This is a genomic window from Micromonospora sp. NPDC023869, from assembly GCF_055559695.1.
This window is the reverse complement of the sequence record NZ_JBVHKD010000001.1, coordinates 210,895-235,044: the sequence shown is the minus strand read 5'-3', so window position 1 is coordinate 235,044 and position 24,150 is coordinate 210,895. Positions and strand designations below refer to the sequence as shown.

General features: G+C 72.9%; 28 protein-coding genes and 1 tRNA gene. 19 read left to right on the top strand and 10 right to left on the bottom strand.

Going from position 1 to position 24,150, the window contains the following annotated elements:
* Window positions 1–9: 9 nt before the first annotated feature.
* Window positions 10–372 carry a thioredoxin gene (gene trxA / locus ACZ31C_RS01090; protein ID WP_465793676.1) on the bottom strand — a complete coding sequence of 121 codons (363 nt, stop codon included), beginning with the start codon at window positions 370–372 and terminating at the stop codon, window positions 10–12.
* Between the two features lie 544 nt (window positions 373–916).
* Here trxA and ACZ31C_RS01085 point away from each other — a divergent pair.
* The 9 genes from ACZ31C_RS01085 to ACZ31C_RS01045 all read left to right on the top strand — a co-directional run bounded on the left by ACZ31C_RS01085 (window position 917) and on the right by ACZ31C_RS01045 (window position 8,124).
* Complete coding sequence (locus tag ACZ31C_RS01085; RefSeq protein ID WP_465793675.1) at window positions 917–1,393, top strand: hypothetical protein; 477 nt, start codon at window positions 917–919, stop codon at window positions 1,391–1,393.
* A 70-nt stretch (window positions 1,394–1,463) separates the two neighbouring features.
* Window positions 1,464–2,087, top strand: coding sequence for a TrmH family RNA methyltransferase (locus ACZ31C_RS01080; RefSeq protein WP_465793674.1), 624 nt, complete (start codon window positions 1,464–1,466; stop codon window positions 2,085–2,087).
* Between the two features lie 127 nt (window positions 2,088–2,214).
* Entirely contained in the window at window positions 2,215–2,913 is a 699-nt protein-coding gene (locus ACZ31C_RS01075) for a TFIIB-type zinc ribbon-containing protein (RefSeq protein WP_350695941.1), read from the top strand.
* Window positions 2,914–3,029: 116 nt separating this feature from the next.
* Window positions 3,030–3,188 carry a hypothetical protein gene (locus ACZ31C_RS01070; protein WP_007455302.1) on the top strand — a complete coding sequence of 53 codons (159 nt, stop codon included), beginning with the start codon at window positions 3,030–3,032 and terminating at the stop codon, window positions 3,186–3,188.
* Window positions 3,189–3,194: 6 nt separating this feature from the next.
* Window positions 3,195–4,070: a PH domain-containing protein gene (locus tag ACZ31C_RS01065; protein ID WP_350695939.1), complete on the top strand. Its 876-nt coding sequence runs from the start codon at window positions 3,195–3,197 to the stop codon at window positions 4,068–4,070.
* Window positions 4,071–4,172: 102 nt separating this feature from the next.
* On the top strand, window positions 4,173–4,949 hold the full coding sequence (locus ACZ31C_RS01060) for a SigE family RNA polymerase sigma factor (protein WP_465793673.1): 777 nt from the start codon (window positions 4,173–4,175) through the stop codon (window positions 4,947–4,949).
* A 56-nt stretch (window positions 4,950–5,005) separates the two neighbouring features.
* Window positions 5,006–6,211 (top strand): hypothetical protein, encoded by a 1,206-nt coding sequence (locus ACZ31C_RS01055; protein WP_465793672.1) that lies wholly within the window; start codon window positions 5,006–5,008, stop codon window positions 6,209–6,211.
* A 24-nt stretch (window positions 6,212–6,235) separates the two neighbouring features.
* The gene (locus ACZ31C_RS01050; RefSeq protein ID WP_396740854.1) at window positions 6,236–7,096 is read left to right on the top strand and encodes a PHP domain-containing protein; all 861 of its coding nucleotides are present in this window, start codon (window positions 6,236–6,238) and stop codon (window positions 7,094–7,096) included.
* A gap of 170 nt (window positions 7,097–7,266) precedes the next feature.
* Complete coding sequence (locus ACZ31C_RS01045) at window positions 7,267–8,124, top strand: RecB family exonuclease (RefSeq protein WP_465794336.1); 858 nt, start codon at window positions 7,267–7,269, stop codon at window positions 8,122–8,124.
* A gap of 81 nt (window positions 8,125–8,205) precedes the next feature.
* Here ACZ31C_RS01045 and ACZ31C_RS01040 read toward each other — a convergent pair whose 3' ends face one another.
* Both ACZ31C_RS01040 and ACZ31C_RS01035 read right to left on the bottom strand, forming a co-directional pair.
* On the bottom strand, window positions 8,206–9,063 hold the full coding sequence (locus ACZ31C_RS01040) for an oxygenase MpaB family protein (protein WP_396740852.1): 858 nt from the start codon (window positions 9,061–9,063) through the stop codon (window positions 8,206–8,208).
* Between the two features lie 31 nt (window positions 9,064–9,094).
* Window positions 9,095–9,523 (bottom strand): Fur family transcriptional regulator, encoded by a 429-nt coding sequence (locus ACZ31C_RS01035; protein WP_350695929.1) that lies wholly within the window; start codon window positions 9,521–9,523, stop codon window positions 9,095–9,097.
* Between the two features lie 197 nt (window positions 9,524–9,720).
* On the opposite strand from ACZ31C_RS01035, the gene ACZ31C_RS01030 reads away from it, so the two are divergent.
* On the top strand, window positions 9,721–10,206 hold the full coding sequence (locus tag ACZ31C_RS01030) for a DUF2231 domain-containing protein (RefSeq protein ID WP_396740850.1): 486 nt from the start codon (window positions 9,721–9,723) through the stop codon (window positions 10,204–10,206).
* A gap of 13 nt (window positions 10,207–10,219) precedes the next feature.
* On the opposite strand, the gene ACZ31C_RS01025 is transcribed toward ACZ31C_RS01030, so the two are convergent.
* On the bottom strand, window positions 10,220–10,675 hold the full coding sequence (locus ACZ31C_RS01025) for a hypothetical protein (protein ID WP_465793671.1): 456 nt from the start codon (window positions 10,673–10,675) through the stop codon (window positions 10,220–10,222).
* 136 nt (window positions 10,676–10,811) lie between these two features.
* On the opposite strand from ACZ31C_RS01025, the gene ACZ31C_RS01020 reads away from it, so the two are divergent.
* The gene (locus tag ACZ31C_RS01020) at window positions 10,812–10,988 is read left to right on the top strand and encodes a hypothetical protein (RefSeq protein WP_465793670.1); all 177 of its coding nucleotides are present in this window, start codon (window positions 10,812–10,814) and stop codon (window positions 10,986–10,988) included.
* Window positions 10,989–11,086: 98 nt separating this feature from the next.
* Here the strand turns inward: ACZ31C_RS01020 and ACZ31C_RS01015 are convergent, their stop codons facing one another.
* Both ACZ31C_RS01015 and ACZ31C_RS01010 read right to left on the bottom strand, forming a co-directional pair.
* The gene (locus ACZ31C_RS01015; RefSeq protein ID WP_465793669.1) at window positions 11,087–11,467 is read right to left on the bottom strand and encodes an FmdB family zinc ribbon protein; all 381 of its coding nucleotides are present in this window, start codon (window positions 11,465–11,467) and stop codon (window positions 11,087–11,089) included.
* A 40-nt stretch (window positions 11,468–11,507) separates the two neighbouring features.
* Complete coding sequence (locus ACZ31C_RS01010; RefSeq protein ID WP_465793668.1) at window positions 11,508–12,146, bottom strand: 5-formyltetrahydrofolate cyclo-ligase; 639 nt, start codon at window positions 12,144–12,146, stop codon at window positions 11,508–11,510.
* A 118-nt stretch (window positions 12,147–12,264) separates the two neighbouring features.
* Here ACZ31C_RS01010 and ACZ31C_RS01005 point away from each other — a divergent pair, with 118 nt between their 5' ends.
* The 6 genes from ACZ31C_RS01005 (at window position 12,265) to ACZ31C_RS00980 (ending at window position 18,989) form a co-directional block, all read left to right on the top strand.
* Complete coding sequence (locus ACZ31C_RS01005; RefSeq protein WP_465793667.1) at window positions 12,265–14,517, top strand: GGDEF domain-containing protein; 2,253 nt, start codon at window positions 12,265–12,267, stop codon at window positions 14,515–14,517.
* Between the two features lie 9 nt (window positions 14,518–14,526).
* Complete coding sequence (locus tag ACZ31C_RS01000) at window positions 14,527–15,480, top strand: UTP--glucose-1-phosphate uridylyltransferase (protein ID WP_465793666.1); 954 nt, start codon at window positions 14,527–14,529, stop codon at window positions 15,478–15,480.
* The gene (locus ACZ31C_RS00995; RefSeq protein WP_396740838.1) at window positions 15,477–16,790 is read left to right on the top strand and encodes a molybdopterin molybdotransferase MoeA; all 1,314 of its coding nucleotides are present in this window, start codon (window positions 15,477–15,479) and stop codon (window positions 16,788–16,790) included. The genes ACZ31C_RS01000 and ACZ31C_RS00995 overlap by 4 nt, the downstream gene beginning before the upstream one ends.
* 30 nt (window positions 16,791–16,820) lie before the next feature.
* A complete protein-coding gene (locus tag ACZ31C_RS00990) occupies window positions 16,821–17,462 on the top strand; it encodes a GNAT family N-acetyltransferase (protein WP_465794335.1) in 642 nt (213 codons plus the stop codon).
* A gap of 179 nt (window positions 17,463–17,641) precedes the next feature.
* Entirely contained in the window at window positions 17,642–18,535 is an 894-nt protein-coding gene (sepX, locus tag ACZ31C_RS00985; protein WP_465793665.1) for a divisome protein SepX/GlpR, read from the top strand.
* A gap of 380 nt (window positions 18,536–18,915) precedes the next feature.
* Window positions 18,916–18,989: transfer RNA gene (locus ACZ31C_RS00980), tRNA-Ala, on the top strand.
* An 89-nt stretch (window positions 18,990–19,078) separates the two neighbouring features.
* On the opposite strand, the gene ACZ31C_RS00975 is transcribed toward ACZ31C_RS00980, so the two are convergent.
* A complete protein-coding gene (locus tag ACZ31C_RS00975) occupies window positions 19,079–19,774 on the bottom strand; it encodes a proteasome protein (protein ID WP_465793664.1) in 696 nt (231 codons plus the stop codon).
* A gap of 96 nt (window positions 19,775–19,870) precedes the next feature.
* A complete protein-coding gene (locus tag ACZ31C_RS00970; RefSeq protein WP_465793663.1) occupies window positions 19,871–20,452 on the bottom strand; it encodes a DM13 domain-containing protein in 582 nt (193 codons plus the stop codon).
* 265 nt (window positions 20,453–20,717) lie between these two features.
* Here ACZ31C_RS00970 and ACZ31C_RS00965 point away from each other — a divergent pair, with 265 nt between their 5' ends.
* Window positions 20,718–21,461 carry an SDR family NAD(P)-dependent oxidoreductase gene (locus tag ACZ31C_RS00965; RefSeq protein ID WP_396740828.1) on the top strand — a complete coding sequence of 248 codons (744 nt, stop codon included), beginning with the start codon at window positions 20,718–20,720 and terminating at the stop codon, window positions 21,459–21,461.
* A gap of 133 nt (window positions 21,462–21,594) precedes the next feature.
* Window positions 21,595–22,368: a M23 family metallopeptidase gene (locus ACZ31C_RS00960; RefSeq protein ID WP_465793662.1), complete on the top strand. Its 774-nt coding sequence runs from the start codon at window positions 21,595–21,597 to the stop codon at window positions 22,366–22,368.
* A 34-nt stretch (window positions 22,369–22,402) separates the two neighbouring features.
* On the opposite strand, the gene ACZ31C_RS00955 is transcribed toward ACZ31C_RS00960, so the two are convergent.
* On the bottom strand, window positions 22,403–23,404 hold the full coding sequence (locus ACZ31C_RS00955) for a HEAT repeat domain-containing protein (protein ID WP_465793661.1): 1,002 nt from the start codon (window positions 23,402–23,404) through the stop codon (window positions 22,403–22,405).
* Complete coding sequence (locus ACZ31C_RS00950; protein WP_465793660.1) at window positions 23,391–24,083, bottom strand: HEAT repeat domain-containing protein; 693 nt, start codon at window positions 24,081–24,083, stop codon at window positions 23,391–23,393. The genes ACZ31C_RS00955 and ACZ31C_RS00950 overlap by 14 nt, the downstream gene beginning before the upstream one ends.
* Between the last annotated feature and the right edge of the window lie 67 nt (window positions 24,084–24,150).

The window sequence follows — 24,150 nt, the reverse complement described above, 5'->3', positions numbered from 1 at the left end:
CGGGGGAGGTCAGTGGTTGTGCTCGGCGAGCTTCTTGCGGACGTCGTCCATGTCGAGCGCCTGGACCTGCTCGATGAGGTTCTCCAGGGCAGACTCGGGCAGCGCGCCGGGCTGCGCGAAGACGATCACGCCGTCGCGGATGGCCATGATCGTCGGGATGGAGCGGATGTCGAACTTGGCGGCGAGGCCCTGCTGCGCCTCGGTGTCCACCTTGCCGAAGGTGATCTCCGGGTGCTTGTCCGAGGAGCGCTCGTAGACCGGGGCGAACCGCTTGCACGGACCGCACCACTCGGCCCAGAAGTCGACCAGCACGATGCCGTCGCTCTCGGTCACCTGGTCGAAGTTAGCCGTGGTCAGCTCGACGGTTGCCATGTCTATCTCTCCGATCACGCGGAACGTCTACGCCTGGTGGAACCCGACCGTACCCCGACGCATTCCCGCCGGGGTGCCACCAAAACCCGGTCCTGGCCGCCTTGGGAGCCTTTGTCCGCATCGATCGTCATCGGTCTTGTCGTGCGTCCGCAGATCGCAAATGCACGTCGCAATTGCGTGACCGGGTGTGATGGGAGCGGTTCCAAGGAGATCAAGGCCAGTTACTGCTACGACACGGTAACTTTGGCGTTGACGAGCACCGATTCGACCTGCGGAGATCCCTTCTGGGCGGATGTTTGGTCACTTTGCGTAATGTAACGAAAAGATAAATGTGACCCCGGTCTCTGTGCAGTCGGAGGGTCGTACGGCAGAATCTTGAAGCATCAGAGCGTGGGCGGCGGGTGCCGGGGAGGGCCCCGCCGCTCATTGCGTCCGGCCCCGGTTTTGACCGCTGAGTCCGACCCGGCGCGGCCACCGCAGAACGGCTCTTCTTCCTGACTCCGGACCGAGCCGGCACATATGCTCGGAGCCGGAGGTCCCGCAGATGAGCGAGCGCAGCGCGCAGGTCACGATCGCCGCGGGCTATTCCGCCACCGAGTGGGAGTTGCTCACCGGGCTGCCCGGCCGGGTGATCGTGGTCGCCGCCCGGTCCGGTCCGGGGCACGCGTACCCGTCGGTGGCCGCCGGCCTCGCCGGTCTGGACGCGGTGGCGGCCGGCCGGGTCTTCGACAGTGATCTCATCCGAGCGGTGGTGGCCGCCATCTACGCGCGCCACGATGGCGCGCCGGAGACCGGTGTGGGCCCCGGCGACGGCGCGGACCTGCTCGCGGCGTGCCGGACGGCGGTGCGGGTGCTGGAGCGGCGGGCCGACCCGGCGGACTCGGCGGCGTACCGGCAGTGGGTGCAGTCGGTGGGTGCCCGGGTGTGCCGTACCGCGTCGGCGGTGGTGCCGGACGCGGCGTTGGATCCGGCCGACCGCCGCTTCCTGGACCGGCTCGGCGGCGCGCTCGCCCTGCGCTGAACCCCGCACCTCGCCCTGGCGTCAGGGCCGCGCCGAAACCGGCGCGGCGGCGCGCGTACCCTGCGTGGTCGTGACCGGTGAGCAATTCGACGTCGGCGTGGGCCCGTGGCCCGGCGACCCGCCGGACGACCCCCGCTACGACCCGGAGCTGCTCGCCGAGGGCGACCGGCGCAACGTGGTCGACCGCTACCGGTACTGGCGGCGCGAGGCGGTGGTCGCCGACCTGGACCGGCGGCGGCACGACTTCCACGTGGCCATCGAGAACTGGCAGCACGACTTCAACATCGGCACGGTGGTCCGCAACGCCAACGCCTTCCTCGCCGCCGAGGTGCACATCGTCGGCCGCCGCCGGTGGAACCGGCGCGGCGCCATGGTGACCGACCGGTACCAGCACGTACGACACCACGAGACGATCGAGCAGTTCGCCGGCTGGGCGACCATGCAGGGCCTGTCGCTGGTCGGCATCGACAATCTGCCCGGCTCGCGTCCGATGGAGACCACCACGCTGCCCCGGCGCTGCGTCCTGCTGTTCGGTCAGGAGGGTCCCGGTCTCTCCGACGCCGCACGGGCCGCCTGCGACCAGCTCTTCTCCATCGCCCAGTACGGCTCGACGCGATCCATCAACGCGGGCGTGGCGAGCGGGATCGCCATGCACGCCTGGATCCGCGCGCACGCCGGTCCGCCGCCGGGCTGAGCCGCTGCCGGGCTGAACCGCTGTCACGGCGCACTCCGGCGGCCCGCCGGCGGTGGTTCGACGACGCGCCACGCCGGGCAAAGGCGCCGCTCCGCTTGACGGCTCGGCCGGACAGGACGACGGTGGAGTGGTGACTGTTGCGGTGAGTTGTCCCAGATGTGGGGGGTCCGTGCGGGCACCGGACCTGATGCACGCCGAGTCGCGCTGCCCGGACTGCGGGCCGGTGGCGCCGTTACACGTACCCGAGAACATCGGCGCCGAGATCGTGGCCAGCGTGGTGGAGCGGATCCAGTCGGTGGCGCAACCGGAGCAACCGCCGGTCCCGCTGTGGTGTCCGTGGCCGCTGCCTCCGGGCTGGACCACCACCGGCGTGGCGTGGGCCGGCGACGATCGGATCGGAGTACGCGCCACCGCCGTCGCCTGTGCCGGCCCGGCGCCGCTCGGTGGTGGACCGGCCGATCTGGTCTTCGTGGCCGAGGAGCCGGGCGTCGGGCTGGGCACCAGGTACGCGGGTGTTCCCGGGCCGGATGCCGGGCCCGAGTTGGCGGAGGCGTTGACCGAGCCCGGTCCTGGGCATCCCGGTCATGTCGGGCGCGCGGGAATCCGGGTGGGTGGTCATCCCACTCCACTGTGGCTCGTGAGTTCACTGACAGATCGAAGCGCGTACGCCGGCGAGGCTCGGGGAATGTGGCTGTATGCGATAGCCTGGCCGGCGAGTGCGGGGCATCTGCTCGCCGAGGACGTGGTCTTGCACGACCTGGTCGAGTGGACGCCGCCCGAACTCGTGTACGGCGCACCATCTCCGTACCTGCACGGGAAGGCCTGACGGCCCCCCGGAATGTCGGAGAACGGACGCAGATATTCACGGTAAGACACCACGCTGATACTCTGGGTGCCGCTGCGGTAACTGGAACCCGGCGCCGTGCGAGAGGATGGCCCGCCATGGTCAAGAAGGTCCTCACCTGGGCCGGTATCGCTTTCTTGATCTTCTTCGTCGCCTACCGGCCAAATTCTGCCGCGGACGTGTTCAAGTCTTTGGGCGGCGGGATCATGGATATCGCTCAAGGCTTCGGCGACTTCTTCACCAGCCTGGTCGCCTAGCCTCCGATGGGAAGCCCCTCCGGCCCACCCTTCGACCCCGACGACCCGGACCGGGCGCGCCGGGAACGCGACACCGAGCCGATACCCCGGATCGATCCTGACGACGGTCCGGGCTTCGGGTCCGGTGCGCGGCTCTCCGACGGGCCCGCCTTCTCCGACGACGCCGGCTACGGCGACGGCCCGGCCTACGCCGGGGAGGCACGCTCCGAGCGAGCCTGGGTGCGAGATCCCGAGGGCGGCTACCAGCCCCCGCAGATCTCCGAGGAGGAACTGGCCGGGCTGCGCTCCGACGCCAGTGGCATGACACCCCGACGGGTGCTGCCGCTGGAGGACGAACCCAGCTCACTGGTCGCCCGCTATCTCTTCCCGACCGAGCGTTACCGGGGCGAGTGGAAGCGGCACTGGATCCACCTCGTCACCCCGATCCTGGTCGGGATCGCCGCCACCTTCGTGCTCGGCTACCTCTCCGGCTTCCTCGCCGGGCAGAACGTCGGTGCGCTCACCACGATCGCCGTACTCCTCTGGTTCGGTGTGATGGGCTGGGTGGCCTGGAAGGTCGCCGACTGGTGGTACGACCGGTTCATCCTGACCAACAAACGGGTGATGGTCGTCAACGGCATCATCACCCGGCGCGTCGCGATGATGCCGCTGGTCCGGGTCACCGACATGAAGTACGAGCAGACGCCGGCCGGGCGGGCGCTCAACTACGGCACCTTCGTGCTGGAGTCGGCCGGTCAGGAGCAGGCGCTGCGCGAGGTCAAGAACCTGCCCAACCCCAACGAGCTCTACCTGCGTGTGGTCGAGGAGATGTACGAGCCGCAGGCAGTCGAGGCGCGGTTGGGCAAGGAGCAGGACGAGGCCAAGGCCGACGACGGCGCCTGAAACTTTCCGACCGAACATCGGAGTCGCCGCGCACCTTTCGCCCTCGACCCGCTACCCCGGGTCGTGGCAGGCTGCCGAGCAGGATCAGTTCGGGGGTGGCGCGTGGGCGGCAGCAATCCGTTGGAGGACGAATTCCGTGACTTCGTCACGGCCCGTTCCGCCGCGCTGCTGCGCACCGCGTACCTGCTCACCGGCGACTGGGGCACCGCCGAGGACCTGCTCCAGACCGCGCTGACCAAGACGTACCTGGCCTGGAAGCGCCTCGGCGGCATCGAGGCCATCGAGCCGTACGCCCGGCGCGTCATGGTCAACACGTCCACGAGTTGGTGGCGGCGTCGCTGGCACGGCGAACGACCAACCGAGGTGCTGCCGGAGCGTGCCGCCGCCGACGCGATCGAGCAGCAACTCGACCGCGACGTGCTCTGGCGGCACCTCCGCGCGCTGCCCGCCCGGCAGCGCGCGGTGCTGGTGCTGCGCTACTACGAGGACATGTCGGAGGCGCAGACCGCCGCCCTGCTGGAGATCTCACCGGGCACCGTCAAGAGCCAGACCTCGCGGGCCCTGGCCACTCTGCGGCGGCGGCTCGGCGCGGAGGAGGCGGCCACCCTCCCCGGCGCGCCGGCGACTCCTCCCGCACCAGCAGCCACGCCGACGCCGGCCGCCCGCCGGACCGGTCGCCCGGCCGCCCGGTCCACGTCGACCGCCCGCCCCCGCCCGGCCACCGGAGTCGACGCACCGCCTCCGGCCGCCCGAGCCGACATCCTGCCTCCGACCGGCCGGCCCGACACGCAGGTCCCGGCCCTGCGACCCGGGACACCGTCCGAGGCGGCGGAACGACTGCGGCAACCGGACGACGCCCTGGTCGGTGAGCACCGGTGAACACCGTTTCCGGAGGTCGTGACAACCAGAGCGGGACTCCGGATCGTCTCGTCAGCATGTCGCAGGACGAGTTGGAGCGCGCCGTCCGGGAGACGTTCTCCCGGCAGGTGGCGACCCCGCGCGCCCCGCACGACCCGGCGAGTGCGGTGCTCCGCCGGGCCGCCCGCGTTCAGCGTCGCCGTACGGTGGCCGGGATGAGCCTGGCCGCGTCGGCGATCGTGCTGGTCAGCGCCGGTGCGATGCAACTGGGTGACGACCGTCCGCCGCACGGCGCCGACACGGTGGTGATCGCGGACCCGTACCCGGCACCGGACAGGTTCCGCACCAGCCTCCCGCCGCCCGGCCCGAGCACCGAGACCCCGCTGGCCGAGGTCGATCTGCTGGTCAACCGGACGATCGCCACCGCGCAGGGTCGCCGGGTGACCCTGATCGGGATCGGTGCGGTGGAGCGCGTACACCGTCTCACCGACGGGCGGGGCTGGCTGGCGGTCGGCGAACCGTCGCTGTCCGGGCGGTCGCTGTGGGCGGTGGCGGCCGACGGGACCTCCCGGGCGCTACTGGCGGGCGCCGACGAGATCGTCCTCGACCGGTCCGGCCGGCAGGTCGCCTGGAAGCAGGACCGGGTGTTGGCCGCCGCCGGCATCGTGGACGGCGAACTGACCGGCACCGTACGCGCCGACGCGCCGGCCACCGCCGTACCGCTGCGGTTCGTCGACGACGCGGTGCTGGTGCGACTCGACCCCGCCCTTCCCGGCCACGTGCTCTGGCCGCTGCGTCCGGGCCCGCTCGACGAGGGCACGGACCGGACCAGCCGGCGGATCTTCGGCGCGCTGCCGGACGGACGCCTGGTCGGCGAGGTACCCGCCGAGCCGACCGAGGACGTCTGCCTGACCCTGCTCGACCCGGTGGGCCTTCGCCCACCCGACCCCCCGGCCTGCGGCCCCACGATCGAGGGCGACGGCCTCGGTGCGGTCTCCCCGGACGGGCGGTGGCTGCTGGTCAACGGGCGCGTCGGCGAACAGGACCGGGCACTGCTGGTCGACCTGACCCGACTCGATCCGACCGTTCCGGCCCGGACCGCCGGACCGGCGATGACCGGCACGGTGTCCTGGAGCCAGCCGGACGTGGCGCACTACGCCGACGCGACCGGCGCGCTGGTCCGGGTGGACGTCGAGCGGGTCCGTGCCGGTCGGTCCGCCATCCGGGTCACCGTCCCCGGCCTGCACGACGACCAACCGCTGGTGGTGGTGACCGGTGGCTGACCGCCGGCCCGGTAGCGTCGGGCGATGACCCCCCGGATCGACCTGCACACCCACTCCACGGCCAGCGACGGCACGCTCGGTCCCGCCGAGCTGGTCCGGGCCGCCGCCGAGGCCGGGCTGGACGTGGTGGCGATCACCGACCACGACACCACCGCCGGCTGGGTGCCGGCCCTGCGGGCGCTGCCGCCCGGGCTGCGTCTGGTACGCGGGGCGGAACTGTCCTGCCGCTGGTACGGCGAGCAGCCGCCGATGTCGCTGCACCTGCTGGCGTACCTCTTCGACCCGGACCATCCGGAGCTGGTCGCCGAGCTGGCCCGGATGCGGGCCGCCCGGCTGACCCGTGGCGAACGCACCGTGGAGCTGCTGCGCGCCGACGGTGTCGACGTGCGATGGCCGGAGATCCTCGCCACGGCGGGCGGTGGGACGGTCGGGCGACCGCACATCGCGCAGGCGCTGATCCGGGCCGGGCTGGTCGCCACCACCAGCGCGGCGTTCGGCCCGGAGTGGCTGGGGGAGCGGTACCGCCTGCCGAAGGAGGACATCGACGTCTTCCAGGCGGTCCGGTTGGTCCGGGCGGCCGGCGGGGTGCCGGTGTTCGCCCATCCCCGGGCCAGTCGACGTGGCCCGGTCGTGCCGGACACGCTGATCGCCGAGCTGGCGGCGGTCGGCCTGGCCGGTCTGGAGGCCGACCATGAGGACCATTCGCCCGCCGAGCGGGCCCACGTCCGCGGACTCGCCGCTGACCTGGACCTGCTGGTGACCGGGTCGTCGGACTTCCACGGCACGCACAAGACCGTCCGACTCGGTGCCTTCACCACCGCGCCCGAGGCGTACGAGCGGCTCGTCGCCGCCTCGTCCGGGGTGACCGAGGTCGCCTCGGCCTGACCTCGCGTTCCGTCCAGGCGGCATCGAGGTGCTCACCGCCGATGCGACTGTCGGGGGTGGATGGCAGGATCGGGGCCGTGCGACGAGCATCCCCAGCAGGACGACCCGCCGCCGGTGGCCGCGCGCCCCGGCCCCGCGACGGGCAGCCCGAGCAGCTCGGCTTCGAGGGCATGCCGGAGCGGCTGTTCGTCTGCACCCCGAGCAAACTGGGTGCGTACGCGGACTGCCCCCGGCGCTACCGCTACTCCTACGTCGACCGGCCCGCCCCGCCGAAGGGGCCGCCGTGGGCGCACAACTCACTCGGCGCCAGCGTGCACACCGCCCTGAAGAACTGGTATGCCCTGCCCGTCGACCGGCGTCGCCCGGAGGTGCTGCCGACCCTGCTCAAGGGAACCTGGGTGCGGGACGGCTACCGCGACGACGCGCAGGAGCGGGACGTCTACCGGCGGGCACTGGGCTGGCTGGAGGCGTACGTCGGCGGGCTCGACCCGGCCGACGAGCCGGTCGGCGTGGAGCGGGTGGTGGCCACCAAGACCGGGGTGCTGGCGTTCAACGGGCGCACCGACCGGATCGACTCCCGACCCGGGCCGGACGGCCCCGAGCTGGTCATCGTCGACTACAAGACCGGCCGCACCGGGATGGACGCCGACGACGCCCGGGGCTCGCAGGCGCTGGCGCTCTACGCGTACGCGGCCGAGCGGGTGTTCCGTCGCCCGTGCCGCCGGGTCGAACTGCACCACCTGCCCAGCGGCACGGTCGCCGCGCACGAGCACACCGTCGAGTCGCTGGCCCGGCAGGTGACCCGGGCCGAGCAGACCGCCCAGGACATCATGGCCGCCGAGCGGTCGGTCGCAGGCGGCGGCGACCCGGACACCGCCTTCCCGACCACGCCCGGCCCGCGCTGCGCCTGGTGCGACTTCCGGCGCACCTGCCCGGCCGGAGCCGAGCAGCCGGGCAAGGAACCCTGGGCGGCCGTCGACCGTCCCGCCGCGCCCCAGGCCGAGCCGAGCCGAACGGTCGTGCCCTGAGCCGAGTCGGGCTGAACGGCCGCCGGGGCCGGCGTCGACCCGGCCGCGCATCCGGTCGGCCAGGTCGGAGCAGCCGTCCGGTCAGCCGGACAGGGCCGCCGCCCGGGCCGCCCGCTCCTCGGCGGCACGCCGCATCGGCCCCTCCCGCCAGTCACGCGGCAGCGCGGTGAGGGCGAGCCGCAGCGCGCGTACCGACACGTCCGCCGACAGGGCGGTGGTCGGCAGGCCCAGCCCGCCGTACAGTCGCCGGGCCCAGCCGGGCAGCAGCGCCAGCGCGGTGCCGGCCACGCCGAAGTACGCCCACCTCAGCGGCCCGAGGTTGAGCCCGACCCGGGCGGGCAGGCTGAGCTTCCACGGCAGCGGCGGCGCGGTCAGGAACAGGGCCGTCTCGGCGGCCTCCTTGGTCATGCGCAGCTCCGGGCGCACCCGGCGGTAGTAGTCGGCCACCTCGGCGGCGGTGCCCGGGACCGTCTCCGGGTCCAGTCCGACCAGTGCGGCGGATCGGCGCTGCTCGGTGTAGTAGCCGTCCACCTCGGCGTCGTCCAGCGGTACGCCGGCCCGGCGCGCGGTGTCGAGGAACGACTCCACCTCGGTGACGTGTACCCAGCGCAGCAGGTCCGGCTCGTCGACCCGGAACCGCTCCCCGGTGGCCGCGTCGACGGCCGTCATCCGGGCGTGCAGCCGGCGTAGCCGTAGCCCGGCCTCCTCCGCCTCGGCCGTGGTGCCGTAGACGGTGGTGCCGACGTAGTTGGCAGTGCGGATCAGCCGACCCCAGGCGTCGCGGCGGTAGTTGCTGTTCTGGGCGACCCCGGCCATCGCCCGAGGGTGCAGCGCCTGGAGATAGAGCGAGCGCAGTCCGGCGAGGAGCAGGATCGGCTCCGCGTGCAGTTTCCAGGTGACCGAGTCAGGACCGAACAGGCCGGTGTCAGTGGAATCCACCCACCAAGCGTGCCACGCCCGGCCGGGGCGCTCAGGAGTCGGCGGCGCGACGGGCCTGGCAACCGGGGCAGAGCCCCCAGAAGGTGACCTCGGCCTCGTCGACGTGGAAGCCGGCCGCAGTGCGCGGATCCAGGCAGGGGGCCTCGCCGACGGCGCAGTCCACGTCGGCGATCTCCCCGCAACCCCGGCACACCACGTGGTGGTGGTTGTCACCCACCCGGGCCTCGTAGCGGGCCGGGCTGCCGGCCGGTTCGATCCGACGGGACAGCCCGGCGCGGGAGAGCGCCCCCAGCACGTCGTAGACCGCCTGGGTGGAGACCGAGTCGATTCGCTCGCGTACCCGCCGGGTGATCTCGTCGACGTCCAGGTGACCGCCGTCCGCCAACACGTCGAGTACGGCGAGGCGTGGCCGGGTGACCCGCAGGCCGTGCGACCGCAGCAGATCCGCACCGCTGGACATGTGTCAATGACAGCACGGTCGCCTCCACCGGACAACAGACCGGCGAGTTCGGTGGCTCGGGCCACAGCCAGTCCTCCCGGGTGACGTCTCGGTGAACCCTGGACGCCGGAGAGCCGTGTCAAGCAGAAGCGCACTGGGCGGGGCCATCCCCGGCCCGTACGCTGACAGGTCACGATCACCTATCGCCGGAGGTGCGGATGTTCGAGAAGGCGCTGGGCCTGCCCATGCACGTGCTCGTCGTGCATGCGGTTGTGGTCTTCGTACCACTGCTGGTGTTGCTCGCCGCCGCGTACATCGCGCTGCCGAGATTCCGTCCCCGCCTGGACTGGGCGGTGGCGATCCTCGCGGTCGTCGCGCCGATCACGGCGTTCGTCGGCAAGCAGTCCGGCGAGGCCCTGCAGGAACGGCAGATCGCCCGGGGCTTCTCCGGCGAGATCATCGACCAGATGAACGCGCACGCCGCCTACGGTGACGTGCTGTTCCTGATCACGCTGGGCCTCTCCCTGGTGACGATCCTGCTGCTGGTGGCGACCAGCAGCCACCCTCGGGCGCCGAAGCTGCCGACCTGGCTCACCCCGGTGCTGTCGGTGCTGGTGATCGGTGCGGGGGTGGCCGCGCTCGTCTACGTCTGGCTCACCGGTCACTCGGGATCCGAGATGGTCTGGGGCAACACCTTCGACTGACGGCCCGCCGCCGTCAGAGGAAGGCTCGCGAGCAGAGCAGGCAGACCACCACCACGAGGACGGCGCCCGCCACCCCGCCGATCACCCAGGTGAGCCGCTGCGCCCGCTGCTCCTGCGCGTCCAGCGCCGCCATGTCCTGCGCCGGTAGCCGCCGTGGCGGTGCCGCCTGGAGGTGCACTGGTGGACGCCAACCCGGCGGCGGCGCGGTGGTGGGCGGCGGGCCGCCGTACCCGGCCGGTCCGTGACCGCCCGGCGCGACGCCACCCGGGCCGATCGTGGCGCCCGGGGCGGGAGCCGTCGGCGGACGCCAGGGATCGTCGGACGCGGGTCGGCGTGGCGCGGGGCCGGGCGTGAACTCCGGCCGGGCCGCGGCGGTGGACTCCGCACCGGTGCCGGGCGTGGGCCCGTCCCCGGTGTCGGGCCGGCGCCATGGGTCGTCGGAGGCCGGGCCGGGGTGGGGCGTCGTCACGTCGTCCGACGCTACCAATGACCGGTGCGCCACGCTGCCGGGCCGCGCCGTGCCCCGCACACCGCGATCGGTCAGCCCGCACACCCCGTTGTCGACGGCTCGGGAGCGGTCCGGAGGTGCGTTAGCCTTGGCGCTCGTGACGAGTGGGGAACCAGGCGGGCGGCGCGACGACGATCGCGCGGTCGACCTGAGCGACGACGACTTCGTGGTGCTGCCCGAGCAGAGCACCGACGACACCGATCGCGGCTGGGGCGAGCGGGCCGGCGGCAACGACCACTGGCTGCTGGCCGAGCGCCCGCCGCACTGGGACTGAGCGCCGGGCCGAGCCTGGAACGAACGCCCGGCCGGGCCGTCGCCCGGCGACCGTCGCGATCGACGACGCGGGGCGACGGGTGCCCGGTCAGGTCACCGTCAGGAGGTGCTCGCCGCCGCCGGGGCCTTGCTCGTGCCGCCGCCGGACGAGTTGCCCGAGGAGCCGGTGCTGCCGGCGGACGAGCTGCTCGACGAGGAGGTCGAGCCGGTCGAGGAGGACGACGACTCGGACGAGGTCGACTTGCTCGGGCTCGACGCGGTGTCGGTGCTCGCCGAGCCGTTGGAACGGGAGTCGGTGCGGTAGAAGCCGGAGCCCTTGAAGACGATGCCGACGGAGTTGAAGAGCTTCCGCAGCCGCCCCTCGCACGCGGGGCAGTCGGTCAGCGGCTCGTCGGAGAAGGACTGCACCGCCTCGAGCTGGTGACCGCACGCGGTGCAGGCGTACTGGTACGTGGGCACGTTCTCCTCCGGGTCTGACACGGCCGGTTGGCACTCGACGTATTCGAGTGCCAATGGTGCGTCATCGGGGGCCGGTTCGTCCAGCGGAAGTGTGGGGCGCGACACCCGAGGAGGTCGGCAGCGGGTGCAGGCCGCCGCTCGGGGTGAGCGCCGCGCGTACCGGACGGTCGTGCGGCTTGGCCGGGACCTCGTCGAGCAGTTCGCCGTCGTACAGGGGCGTCACCGTGAGGGCGGTCGCGGGCACCCGGGCCAGCGCCCGGTCGTACGATCCGCCACCCCGGCCCAGCCGTACGCCCCGACGGTCGACGGCCAGCGCGGGCACCACGACCACCTCGGCCGTGGCGATCGCGTCGACACCCAGCCGAGGGGTGTCCGGCTCGCGGATGCCCCGACCGGCGGCGACCATCGCGCCGGCTCCCGCCCAGCGGGCCCAGTCCAGGTCCAGGTCGTCACGGAGCACCGGCAGCAGCAGGTCGGTGCCGGGCGGCAGCGCGTCGGCGAGCACCGCCGGCAGGTCCGGGCCGCCCGGCTCGCCGCCCACCGGCGCGTACGCGGCCACCCGGGTCGGCCGCAGCCTGCGTACCAGGGCCACCAGTGCGGCCTGGACGGCTTCGGTCGCGGCCTCGCGCTCGGCGGCGGTGAACGCCCGGCGGCGGGCCAGCAGCGTCACCCGTGTCGCCCGCTTCGCGTCATGCGTCACTTCCGCTCCTTCCGCAAATTCCGGCACGCAACACCCCTCACGCAACGCGTGTCGCACCGTTGCTCTGTGTCAGCATCGCAGGCGACGGTCGCGCAACTTCCGGGGGGAAGGGGAAGCGTTGACGCTACGGGGGCGGTTGACCGCAGCGTTCCTGGCCGTGGCGTTCGGCCCGGTCCTGCTCGGCGCCGTCTTCGTCGCCTCCACCGTGGCGACGATGGACCGCAGCCGCGCCACCGAGCGACTGGCGGTGGCGGCCACCGCCGTGCGTACCTCAATCGACGCGCTCTGCCAGCAGCTCCGTGCCGCGGCGGACGCGGTCGCGCTCACCGCCGACCGGCCGGGTGCCGCCGGCCAGGTGGTCAGCCGGGGCCTGGCCTCGGCGGTGCTGGTCACCGACGTCACCGGCCGGGTCAGCTATGCCACCCCGGACGCCCCACCGGCCCCCTGGCGGGACTGCGGCCCACCGACGCCGCCTGCGGTCGGTCTCGGGCCGGCCTCCGTCGGGCCGGTCGGTGCGCTCGCCGTCCGGGTGGAACTGCGCGACCCGGCTGGCGCGGCGCTCGGCACGGTCTCCGCCGCCCAACCGGTCGACCCCCGTTTCGTGGCGCGTCTCGCGGCGGTGACCGGCGTCGCGGTGACGCTGCTCGACGGCGGCGGCGCGCCGCACGTCGCGCACACCACGGAGTCGGCGAACGGCCGGGACGAGGTGCTCGCCGCAGCCGCGTCACTGCGCGGCGAGCGGGTGACCGGCACACCGGACGGCCGGTACCTGCGGAGGGCGGGTCCGACACCCGGCCAGCCGCTGCACCTGGTGCTCTCGGTCCCCAGCGACCAGCCGCCCGGGCTGCACGCCGTGCTGGTCGGCGTGGTGCTGCTGGCCGCCCTGGTGGGAGTGGCCGCCGCCTGGCGACTGGCCCGGGTGACCACCCGCCCGCTGGTGGAGCTGGCTGGCGCGGTCGACCGGGTGGCGGCCGGCGACCTGACCGCCCGGGTGCCGGTACGCAGCGACGACGAGGTCGGCCGGTTGGCCGCCGCGTTCAACCGGATGGCCCAGGAGACCGGTGGCTATCTGGCGGCGCTGGCCAGCAGTCGCGACCAGCTACGCGGGCACCTCGCGGTGCTGGGCGACACCCTGGCCAGCACCCACGACCTGCAACGGATCCTGCGGGTGATCCTGCGCAGCGCGCTCGCCGCGACCGGCGCCCGGGCCGGTGCGGTGCTGCTCACCGAGCCGGGTGGCGTGCTGGTCGCCCAGTGCTCGGAGGGGCTCGACGGACGCTGGCCCGGCACCGGGTCGGTGCCGGTCGGCAGCGGGTTGCTGGGCGAGGTCGCGGCGACCGGCCGACCCTGCCGGGGACGGGTGGACCCGGCCGACGACGCCTCCGGCGAACCGCCCTGCCGGACGTACGTCGCGGTGCCGTTCACCACGCCCGAGGCGACCGTACGCGTCGAACCCGGCCCGGGGTGCGACGCCGCGACCGCCGGGACCCGGCCGGACGCGCCGGAGACCGTGCTCGGCGTGCTCGCCCTCTACGACCGACCGGGCGGAGCCGAGTTCGACGACGACGACCTGGCGACGCTGCGCACCTTCGCCGGGCACGCGGCGGTGGCGGTGGAGAACGTCCGCGTCCACGAGGAGGCGCAGCGGCTCTCGCTCACCGACCCGCTGACCGGGCTGTGGAACTACCGCTACCTGCGCGAGTCGGTACGCCGGGAGGTGGAGCGGGCCAGCCGGTTCGGCCGGACGGTCAGCGTCCTCGTGCTGGACCTGGACCGGTTCAAGCGGATCAACGACACGTACGGGCACCCGGCCGGGGACACCGTGCTGGCCGAGTTCGCCCGGCGCGTCCGGGGCGAGATCCGCGAGGTGGACCTCGCCTTCCGGCAGGGCGGGGAGGAGTTCGTGGTGCTGTTGCCGGAGACCGACGCCCGGGGCGCGACGATCGTCGCCGAGCGGCTCGCCGCGGCCGTCCGGGACAGTCCGGTCCACGTGGCACGGCACACCGGAGCGCCGGACACCGTCTCGATGACGGTATCGATCGGGATCGCCGTCTTTCCGGACCACGCCGACACCGGGCCGCAGGTGCTCCAGGCAGCGGACGAGGCGCTGTACGCCGCCAAGACGGGTGGCCGGGACACCTGGCGGCTGGCTCCCGCCCGGGAGGCGTCGGCCACCCGGGAGCTACCGGTGCTGGTGGCGACCCGTACCCCGCAGGACGGGCTGCCCAGGGCCGGACCGGAGGGCGATCCGGGCGAACCGGCCACCGACGACGAACCGGCCCCGGCCGGTTCCGCCACGACCGGCAGAACTGCTCCGGCGGGCGGCGCGTCTTCCGGTCCTCACCCGCCGCGTCACGGCCTCGGCCGATAGTCTCGCGACATGTCGGAGCACTCAGCGAACCCCTCAGCGACCGCCGCCACCGGTCGTCCCCGTGCCGTCAAGGCCGTCATCCCGGCCGCCGGCCTGGCCACCCGGTTCCTGCCGGCGACCAAGGCGGTACCCAAGGAGCTGCTGCCGGTCGTCGACCGCCCCGTGTTGCAGTACATCGTCGAGGAGGCCGCCCAGGCCGGTATCGGCGACGTGCTCCTGATCACCGGGCGCGGCAAGACATCGATGGTCGACCACTTCGACCGCCGCCCCGATCTGGAGGAGCGGCTCGCGGAGAAGCCCGAGCTGCTGGCCGCCGTCAAGCGCACCGAGGAACTGGCCGCCATCTACACCTGCCGGCAGCCCGAGCAGCTCGGCCTCGGCCACGCCGTCGGCTACGCCGAGTCGCACGTCGGCGACGAGCCCTTCGCGGTGATGCTCGGCGACGAGTTCGTCAACCTCTCCGAGCCGCTGCTGCCGGCCATGTTGGAGCTGCAGGCGCGTACGGGTGGCGTGGTGCTCGCCTTCTTCGAGGTCGACCCGGCCGAGACCACGCGCTACGGCATCGCCTCGGTCGAGCCGGCCGAGTCCGAGCTGACCGACATCGGGGAGGTCGTCCGGGTCACCGGCATGGTGGAGAAGCCCAAGCCGGAGGAGGCGCCGAGCAACCTGGCCGTGCTCGGCCGGTACGTGCTGCCGGGCAAGATCTTCGACGCGATCCGGCGTACCAAGCCCGGCAGCGGCGGCGAGATCCAACTCACCGACGCGATGGAGCTGCTGCGGACCGAGGGCACCCCGGTGCACGCGATCGTCTACCGCGGCATCCGCTACGACACCGGAATGCCGCTGGGCTACCTGCAGACCGTGGTCCAGATCGCCAGCGAGCGCGAGGACCTGGGTGCCGAGTTCCGCAAGTGGCTGGCCGAGTTCGTCAACTCCGACGCGTCGGGCGGTCCGAATACATGACCGCGACGGCCGACGCCGAGGCGGCCGAAAACGGGTTGACGCCGCTCGCCGACTACCTGGGCAGTGTGCTGCGCAGGTTACGCGCGCTGCCTCCGCTCGACCTCGACCTCACCCAGGCGCACGGCAACGTCCTCGCCGAGGACGTCGTCGCACCGCACTCGTTCCCGGCCTTCGACCAGGCGGCCGTGGACGGGTACGCCGCGCGCTGGGAGGACATCGCCGGCGGGGCCCGGGGCGTGGGATACGTCCCGGCCCAGTCCGGCCGTCCGGGTGGCCGTACGGTACGCCTCAACGTGGTCGGTGACCTCGGCGCGGCGAGCTGGCGGCCGGTCCGACTCACCCCCGGCTCGTGCTTCTCGGTGGCCGCCGGAGCACCACTGCCGGTCGCCGCCGACGTGGTCGTCCCGGTCGAGTGGACCGACCAGGGCATGGCGGCGGTGGAGATCTTCCGCGCCCCGAAGCGGGGCTACGGCGTACGCCGGGCCGGCGAGGAGGTGACCGCCGGCGCCCTGCTCGCCCGCGCCGGCACGTACGTCTCACCGGCACTGGTCGCGGTCTTCGCCGCCACCGGTATCGGGCACGTGGTGGTCCGCCCCAGCCCCCGGGTGGTGATCGTGGCCACCGGAGACGAACTGGTGGACGTGGGCCGGGGCAGCCAGCCCGGTCAGGTGGTCGACGCCAACTCGCACGCGCTGACCGCCGCGGCGGCGGAGGCGGGTGCCCTGGCGTACCGGGTGGGTATCTGCGACGACGACCCGGAGGGGCTGCGTGGCCTGCTGGAGGACCAGACCCTGCGGGCCGACCTGATCATCACCACCGGCGGCACCGGCACCGGGCCGGGCGACATGGTCCGCCGCATCCTGTCCCGCCGCGAGGGCAGCCGCGCCGGACCGGTCACCTTCACCGACGTGGCGCTCTATCCGGGCACCGCGCTCGGGTTCGGCACCGTCGGTGCCGAGGAGGTGCCGGTGGTGTGCCTGCCCGGCGATCCGGGCGCCGCGATGATCGGCTTCGAGGTGCTGGCCCGCCCCGCGATCAACCTGCTGGCCGGTGCCGAACCGGTGTTCCGCCCCAGCGTGCGGGCACACCTGCTGGAGACGGTCTCCTCACCCGTGGGCCTGCGCGAGTTCCGGCCCGCGCACGTCGCGGAGCGTCGAGGTGGGGGTTACACTGTCCAACCGCTCAGCGGTGGTCCGTTCACCCTCGCCGGCCTGGCCGAGGCGAACGGGCTTCTCGTTCTCGGCGAGCGGGTCACCGCCGCCGCTGCCGGCTCCACCGTGGACGTGCTGCTGCTCGACCGTCGACGGTGAATCCGGGTGACGCTCGGGAGTGGAGGAGTGGTGCTGTTCCGACGGGCGCCCGGCTGGCCGGTGGTGCTCTCCGACGGGCCGGTGCTGCTGCGGCCGTACCGACGCTCCGACGCGGCGGCCTGGTCCGAGGTGCGCTGCGCCAACCGGGAGTGGCTGGCCCCGTGGGAGTCCACGCCGGCCGGTGACTGGGCCGATCTGAACTCGCCGGCCACGTTCCGCTGGGTCCACCGCGACCAGCGGCGCTCGGCGCGTACCGGTGAGGGCATGCCGTTCGCGGTCTGCCTGTACACCGACGGCGCGGAACGCCTGGTCGGGCACATCAACATCGGCAGCATCGTGCGCCGGGCGTTCTGCTCCGGCTACGTCGGCTACTGGGTGGACCGTCGGGTCGCCGGCCAGGGTGTGATCCCCACCGCGATGGCGCTCGCCGTCGACCACGCCTTCGGCCCCGGTGGACTGCACCGGGTGGAGGTCAACATCCGGCCCGAGAACGGGCCGTCCCGCCGCGTGGTGGAGAAGCTGGGCTTCCGCGAGGAGGCGTACCACGCGCGCTACATGCACATCGACGGTGCGTGGCGGGACCACATCGGGTACGCGATGACGAGCGAGGAGATCGCCGCCGAGGGCGGGCTGCTGGCCCGTTGGCACCGGCTGCGCGCCCGTACGCCGTGAGCCGTCCCACGTGCGGAATCGGCGCGGCGCGGTTGTTCCGGCCAGCCTGACCCGTAACCTCAGGTAACTGCAAGCTGCGGCAGGCGCTGCCCGCTCCGCATGATTCACGTCGCCGATGCCGATCGGTGAAAGATCCTGCGGCCGGTCGGCGGTTGCTCCGAATCTTGGTGACGGGAGGGGTGAGGGTGCCGACCTCGGTGCTCCTCGCCGTCCTCGCCGCCGCCGGTCTGCTCGCTCTCGCTCCGGCGCTGGTTCGCCGGTACGACGCCGCCGAGCGGTTGGTGGCGGAGCGGGCGCAGTCGACGGCGCGGGTGCTCCAGCGCCGCCGACGACGCCGCACTGTCCCCGGCCGCAGACCGGTCAACCCTTCCCGTGCCCTCGTCGTCACACTCAGCGAGGATCCCAGCTCGGGGCAGCTCGCCGCCCCCGTCTCCGGGCCACCCGCACCCCGCACCGGTGACGCCCCGGACGCACCTGCTCGCTCCGGTGGTGCGGCTGGCGACCCGTCCTCCGCAGGCTCGGTCGACAGCGCTCCCGCATCGCGCCGGTCCGGGCGGCCGAGTCGGCTGCGCTCCGTCGCGCCGACCGGGAACCGTTCACGCCGCCGGCCCGCCCGCCGCCGCCCACACACCCCGGCTGTCTACCGCCGCCGTCGGGTCCTCGCCGCCCTGGTGCTGCTCAACGCCGTCGAACTGGTCGGCGTCCTGGTGGTCGGCCCCGGCTTCTGGATCAGCTTCGCGGTCACCGGCACCCTGCTCGTCGTGTACGTCGTCCACCTGCGTGCCCGCGCACTCGCCGATCGCCGTCGACGGCGTGCCCGGGCCCGCGAGGCCGCCTGGCTGGCCGCCCGACAGGCCGAGGTGCGCCGCGAACAGGCACGCCGCGCCGCAGCCCGTCGGGAAGCCCAGCGTCGCCTGGCCGCCCAGCGGGAGTCCGTCCGGCGTTCCGCCATGGGCCTGGACCGCCCCGCAGACCTGCCACAGGCCGCCAGCGGTGGCTCGGTCTCCTACCGCCGCGCCGGTGGCCTGCGCGGTCGCCCCTACGAGGCCGGGCGCGGCTCGCACAGCGCCTGATCCGTCCCGCCCTGCCGGCGACTCGCACAGTGCACCTTCCGCGCTGCGGCGGACCGCCGTACACCCGCCCGTCCCGCCTGTCGGCTGGCCTCTCCGGTGCCCGGCCTCGCCGGCGCCTGGTCGCGGACGAGAGCGTGCGACTCGTGGCGGGTCGAGGCAGCAGTTTCAGGGATATTGCTGCCTCGACGGTGGTGGGAGGCAGCAATATCGGTGATGTTGCTGCCTCGTGGGGTCCGAGGGGCTGGCGTCCGGTGAGATCGGGTGGATCTTGGGGTGTCGGGCGGGCGGGGCGGTTCGCGGCGAAGGCGGCCGACCTGTTAGCCTTGTCGCCGGCCCGCCCAGTGAAAGCCGGACGGGACCAACGCCGGTAAACCGGCGGAGGGGCTGTGGCGCAGACTGGTAGCGCACCTCGTTCGCATCGAGGGGGTCAGGGGTTCAAATCCCCTCAGCTCCACCCAGTTCAAAGGCCGTCTCCCAACGGGGAGACGGCCTTTTTCGAACTCGTTAAGCAGTGGCCTCCAGCAACCAGCTCGTCCGCCGGTGTCAGTCGAACAGCCCGTCGAGCGCTTTCTGTTCGAGGTCGCGCCAGCGCTGGGAGTCCTTCAGCGCCTTGGCGATCTCCTTCTCGTCGAGGTGGTGGGCGCCCTCCTCGCGGATGCACGCGACGCTGAACGGTCCGCCGACCGACGGCGAGGTCCGCTCCAGCGCCTCCAGCACCCGAACCACGCCCACCACGCCGTACTCGACGGTGCGCGTGGTCATCCGGAAGTGGGACAGCAGCGCGCCGGCCTGCTGGGCCATGGGCGCGCCGGAGCCGATCGCGTGGAAGCCCACGTCCTCGTAGCGGCCGATGAGACCGTTGGGGTTGATCTCCACGATCCACGGCCCGCCCTGGCTGTAGCCGACCGCGAGCAGGTACGCCGACACCCCACCGCCGCCGTCCTCGCCGGGCACGTCCGGGATGTAGTTCTCGTAGTGCTTCTTGAAGACGGGCAGGACGCGCTCCTGCAACTCGCCGCCGATGTCGGGGGCTTCCAGGATGGCGGTGGCCGACTCCTCAAGGAGTGGGCGCAGGTCGTTGAGTACGCCCCGCGCACCGCTGCCGCCCCAGGCGGCGCAGGAGCCCAACGGGTGCAGCTTCTGGGCGGGGAAGCTCAGACCGCGGTCGCTCTCGGTGATCTGGGAGTCCGCGCCGATCACCACCCCGTCGCTGCAGACGATGGCGAGTACGACGGTCATGGGGTCCTCCTGGGCAGGGGTGCGGGGTTGGGCGCGAGGTACCCGGCATCCCGTCCGCCTACACCCCGACAGGTGTCGGGCCAGCCACAGCGCGGGTCAGGACGGTTTCCGCAGCTCGGCTGCGCCGAAGGACACCGAGAACCGCTTGCACCAGATCGAGACGCTGCGGAAGTCATCGAGATTCGCGTCTGCGGGAATGTCGTAGACCTGGTCGCCCCGGTTCCCCTTGAGCCGGTCGAGTTCGAGCCATCGCCCGTCGTCGAATACGTGCCAGCCGGCCCGGCCGGGGAGCACCGGCTGGTCGGTGAGCCAGACTCGCAGGTCGGGGCCGTTGGAGGTGGCGAGGTCCTGTAGTGCCAACTGGTGACTGCCGTCGGAGAGCCGGATCAGTCGGGCGGTGCCGGTGGTCTCGTGCTCATGCGTGACGAACTCTCCGCTGGCCAGCAGCACGTTCCTCGGACTCGGCGCGACGGAGGCCTCGGCGGAGGGTGGCGTCTCGGCCGAGGGGCCCACCTCTGCTGACGGTGATCCCTCAGGCGCGGCTGCGTCGGTGATCGGCAGTATCTCGGCGACCACCTGGTTGGTGAACAGCTTCCATGGCTGGAACCAGAAGAGACCGAATGCCGCACCTCCGCCCAGCAGGACGGCCAGGAGCCAGGTCAGGGGTTTGCGCGTCATCGCCGGAGCCTATGTCGATGAACGCTCCGACAGGCGGCTCCAGTCCATTTCGGATTCTTACGTCACGTTGTGTGTGGGAGCCGGTGGACGCAGCGTCCGCGCGGGGGTCTCGTCGAGGGTGCGAGGCCGCCCCGATCCGGGAACGGGACGCGTTCGGAAGCCGGCACGGTGCTCATCGCCGGATGTGGATGAGGGCCGCGCAACAGCTTGTGGTGACAGGTGACCCGGATGATCGGGATCCTGAGTGAACTGTCAGGATTGCGGTATGACGGTCAGAACTGCCGGCAGGGTTGCCCTGGTCACGGGCGGGAGCCGGGGCATCGGCGCCGCCGTCGCGCGCCGCCTCGCCGAGGACGGGATCGACGTGGCGTTCACCTACCGCACAGCGGGGGACAACGCGAAGTCCGTCCTGGCCGACATCGAGGCGTACGGGCGCACGGGCTTGTCGATCAGCGCGGACAGCGCGGATTCGGGGGCGGTCGTCGGTGCGGTGGAGCGGACCGTGGCCGAGCTGGGGCGGCTGGACATCCTGGTCAACAACGCGGGGGTGTTCGCGGGTGGACCCATCGAGTCGGTCAGCCTCGACGCGCTGGACCGGGCGGTCGCGGTGAACGTCCGCGGGGTGTACCTGGCCACGCAGGCGGCGGTGCGGCACATGGGCGAGGGCGGGCGGATCGTCAACATCGGCAGCAGCTTCGCCAGTCGCGTCCCCGCACCCGGAGTCAGCGCGTACGCGATGACCAAGAGTGCGGTGAACGGGCTGACCCGGGCGCTCGCCCGTGAACTCGGCCCGCGCGGCATCACCGTCAACCTGATCCTGCCCGGCTCGACCGACACCGACATGAACCCGGCCGACAGCGCCGGCGCCGACGCGCAGCGGACGCAGATCGCCCTCGGGCGGTACGCATCGCCGGCCGACGTGGCCGCGACGGTCAGTCATCTGGTGGGTGACGGTGGCCGACACATCACCGGTGCGTCGATCGCGATCGACGGCGGCGCGACCGCCTGAGGCGTGGTGCGACCGCCTGAGGGGTGGCGTCCCGACCGAACGGTGACCTAAACTCCAAACTCCGCTCGATCGAAGATCGTCGTTTCGCTCGGCGGTGTCGGCGGACGTGTCCCGGCTACCGGCTGGAGCGGTTGTGGACGAAGGTCACCTGGTCGATCGTCGACGCCTGTTGGGTCTGATCACCGCCACCCTCGCCGTCGGTGTCATCCCCGAGGCGTGGCTCGCCGAGGCGGCGTACGGGGCGACGCCCCGCTGGAACCGACCGTTCGACAAGTGGGTCCCGATCACCTCGTCGTTCGGGGTACGGGTCGACCCGATCACCGGCGAGCGGCGGCAGCACAACGGCACCGACTACAGCGCCGCTGGCATCCTCGGCTATCCGGTCCGGTCGATCGCGGCCGGCACCGTCACCGGCGTCACCTACAGCGCCGCCGGGCTCGGCCACCACGCCACGGTCACCCACGCCGACGGGTGGCGCAGCGTCTACGGCCACCTGCGGGACGTACCCGTGGTGCGGGTCGGCACACAGGTCGCCGCCGGGCAGCACCTCGGCAACGTCGGCTCGACGGGCCGGTCCACCGGGCCGCACCTGCACCTGGAGATCTTCCATCCGAACGGGCACCGCGTGGACCCGGAGTCGATCCTCACCGGCGCTCCCTACGCCGGGGCGCCCGGCCAGCCACCCGCGATTCTCACCAAGGACGGACTCATGTACCTCATCTGGAGCACCGGCGGCACCGGGTACCTGGTCACCCCCAACCGCGTCATCGGGCTGCGGTCGATGGCCCACTACAACCTGTTCAAGCGGATCATCAACTCGAATCAGGCCGCCGACCAGCCCGAGGTCTTCAACCAGTTGGAGATCGACCAGATCAACGCGTACCTGAACGGGCACGTCCCGGCCTGACCGGCGTCAGGTCGCGCCGCGCTGCTCACCGGCGTCACCCACGCCCGTCGAGGACGGCCAGCAGGGCCGACGCGACGAGCGCCACCGGTCGGTCGTCGTCGCGGGTCAACCGGCGCAGCGTGTCCGCCGCCAGGGTCCCCGGCATCTCGGCGAGGGCCTGGGTCAGTCGCATCCGCGCCGCCGAGTCCGCCCCCGGATCGGCGAGTGCGTCGGCCCACGCCGCCATGATCCGTACCGCCCACGTCGGGTCCTCGGCGATCGTGCCCAGCAGCTCTGCCGCCTCGACGTCGTTCGGGCCGTCGACCACGAGGCCGACCAGCGTCGGTACCGCCCGGGTGTCGCCCCGGGCACCGAGCGCGAGCGCGGCCGGCCCCCGTACCGTCGGCTCGGCGTCGGCGAGCGCGTCGACCAGGGCGCTGCTGGCCTCGTCTCCGGGCAACTCGGCGAGCGCCTGGACCGCGCGCCGCCTGACCTCGGCGTCATCCGAGGTCAGGCCGGACGCCACCCGGGCCGCGCCGCCGCCGGACGCCCGCGCGAGAGCCCACCGCAACGCACCGGCGACGTGCGGATCCGACTCGTTGAGCACCGCCTCGGCCAGCAGCTCGGCGGGGACCGCCTCGTGCTCGGTCAGGACGGCCTGCTGACGCCGGGCGGCACTACCCGAACCGAGACCGTGCAGCAGCTCGATCAGGCGCGCCACCTCCGGCCAGTCGGCGGGCTCGGCGGCATCGACCGTGCGGAGCCGGTCGAGCAGCTCGCGCTCCCGGTGCAGCCGCTCCTCGGTCCGGCGGATGAGGTCGCCGACCAGCGCCGCCGGGGTGAAGCCGGGATCATCGAGGGTACGACCGATCTCGCGCAGCGACAGTCCCAGCGAGCGCAGCCCCTCCACGTGGAAGATCCGCCGGATGTTCTCCGGGGTGTACTCCCGGAAGCCGCCCACCGTGCGGCCGGTGGGGCGGACCAGCCCGAGCGTGTCGTAGTGCCGGAGCATCCGGGCACTGACCCCCGAGCGGCGCGCCACCTCACCGATCAGCACCAGGCGACTCCTCCCGGTCCGGTCCGAGGACCGCGACCCGTCTGGCCTCGTGCACGGCGAGGTCGAATCCGGCGTCCGGGTCGTACAGCAGCCGTTCCGTGGCGCGGGCGTGCACCCGTACCGCCGGGTTCCGGTGGGTGGCCGCCACCTCCAGGACCGGCTCGACCACGTCGGCCAGCGCGACGAGCGCCTGGCTCAGACTGAGCTGGACCTCCCGGTCGCCGCGACCGAACTGCGTGGCCAGCTCCGTGGCCAGCGCCGCCCGCTCCGCGTCGGGCACCAGGACGACGGCCGCCCGCCAGGCGGTCCGGGCCACCGTGTCGTCGGCGTCGCGAAGCAGCGCCGTGGTGATCGCCGGCCAGGCGCTCCGGTCCCCGATCTTGGACAGGGTGTGCAGCGCCTGACTGCGGGCCTGGGCGTGGGCGGAGCCGAGTTCCGCCAGCAGCCTCGGCATCGTGGTCTCCGGCGGGAAGCGGGTCAGCGCCCAGGTGAGCATGTCGCGCACGAAGAAGTCCGGCTCGACCCCGCACCGGGCCACGAGCGCGTCCACCAGGCCGGGGACCGGGTGTGTGCCGACGGCCAGCGCCGCGTTGAGTCGTGTCGACGAGTCGTCGGCGGCCAACGCGGCGACCACTCGCGCGTCGGGCGTGGGCTTGCCTGTCGAGTCGATGGGAACCACCTCCGACCACCAGTGAAGACCTTGACACTGTGACAGGGTCAAGTCTCACCTGTTCCCTAGACTGCGC

Excerpts from the sequence above, each read along its gene's own strand:
- trxA (WP_465793676.1), bottom strand. The coding sequence starts at position 372 with ATGGCAACCGTCGAGCTGACCACGGCTAACTTCGACCAGGTGACCGAG.
- ACZ31C_RS01085 (WP_465793675.1), top strand. The coding sequence starts at position 917 with ATGAGCGAGCGCAGCGCGCAGGTCACGATCGCCGCGGGCTATTCCGCC.
- ACZ31C_RS01070 (WP_007455302.1), top strand. The coding sequence starts at position 3,030 with ATGGTCAAGAAGGTCCTCACCTGGGCCGGTATCGCTTTCTTGATCTTC.
- ACZ31C_RS01065 (WP_350695939.1), top strand. The coding sequence starts at position 3,195 with ATGGGAAGCCCCTCCGGCCCACCCTTCGACCCCGACGACCCGGACCGG.
- ACZ31C_RS01055 (WP_465793672.1), top strand. The coding sequence starts at position 5,006 with ATGTCGCAGGACGAGTTGGAGCGCGCCGTCCGGGAGACGTTCTCCCGG.
- ACZ31C_RS01050 (WP_396740854.1), top strand. The coding sequence starts at position 6,236 with ATGACCCCCCGGATCGACCTGCACACCCACTCCACGGCCAGCGACGGC.
- ACZ31C_RS01045 (WP_465794336.1), top strand. The coding sequence starts at position 7,267 with ATGCCGGAGCGGCTGTTCGTCTGCACCCCGAGCAAACTGGGTGCGTAC.
- ACZ31C_RS01035 (WP_350695929.1), bottom strand. The coding sequence starts at position 9,523 with ATGTCCAGCGGTGCGGATCTGCTGCGGTCGCACGGCCTGCGGGTCACC.
- ACZ31C_RS01030 (WP_396740850.1), top strand. The coding sequence starts at position 9,721 with ATGTTCGAGAAGGCGCTGGGCCTGCCCATGCACGTGCTCGTCGTGCAT.
- ACZ31C_RS01000 (WP_465793666.1), top strand. The coding sequence starts at position 14,527 with ATGTCGGAGCACTCAGCGAACCCCTCAGCGACCGCCGCCACCGGTCGT.
- ACZ31C_RS00995 (WP_396740838.1), top strand. The coding sequence starts at position 15,477 with ATGACCGCGACGGCCGACGCCGAGGCGGCCGAAAACGGGTTGACGCCG.
- ACZ31C_RS00975 (WP_465793664.1), bottom strand. The coding sequence starts at position 19,774 with ATGACCGTCGTACTCGCCATCGTCTGCAGCGACGGGGTGGTGATCGGC.
- ACZ31C_RS00970 (WP_465793663.1), bottom strand. The coding sequence starts at position 20,452 with ATGACGCGCAAACCCCTGACCTGGCTCCTGGCCGTCCTGCTGGGCGGA.
- ACZ31C_RS00965 (WP_396740828.1), top strand. The coding sequence starts at position 20,718 with ATGACGGTCAGAACTGCCGGCAGGGTTGCCCTGGTCACGGGCGGGAGC.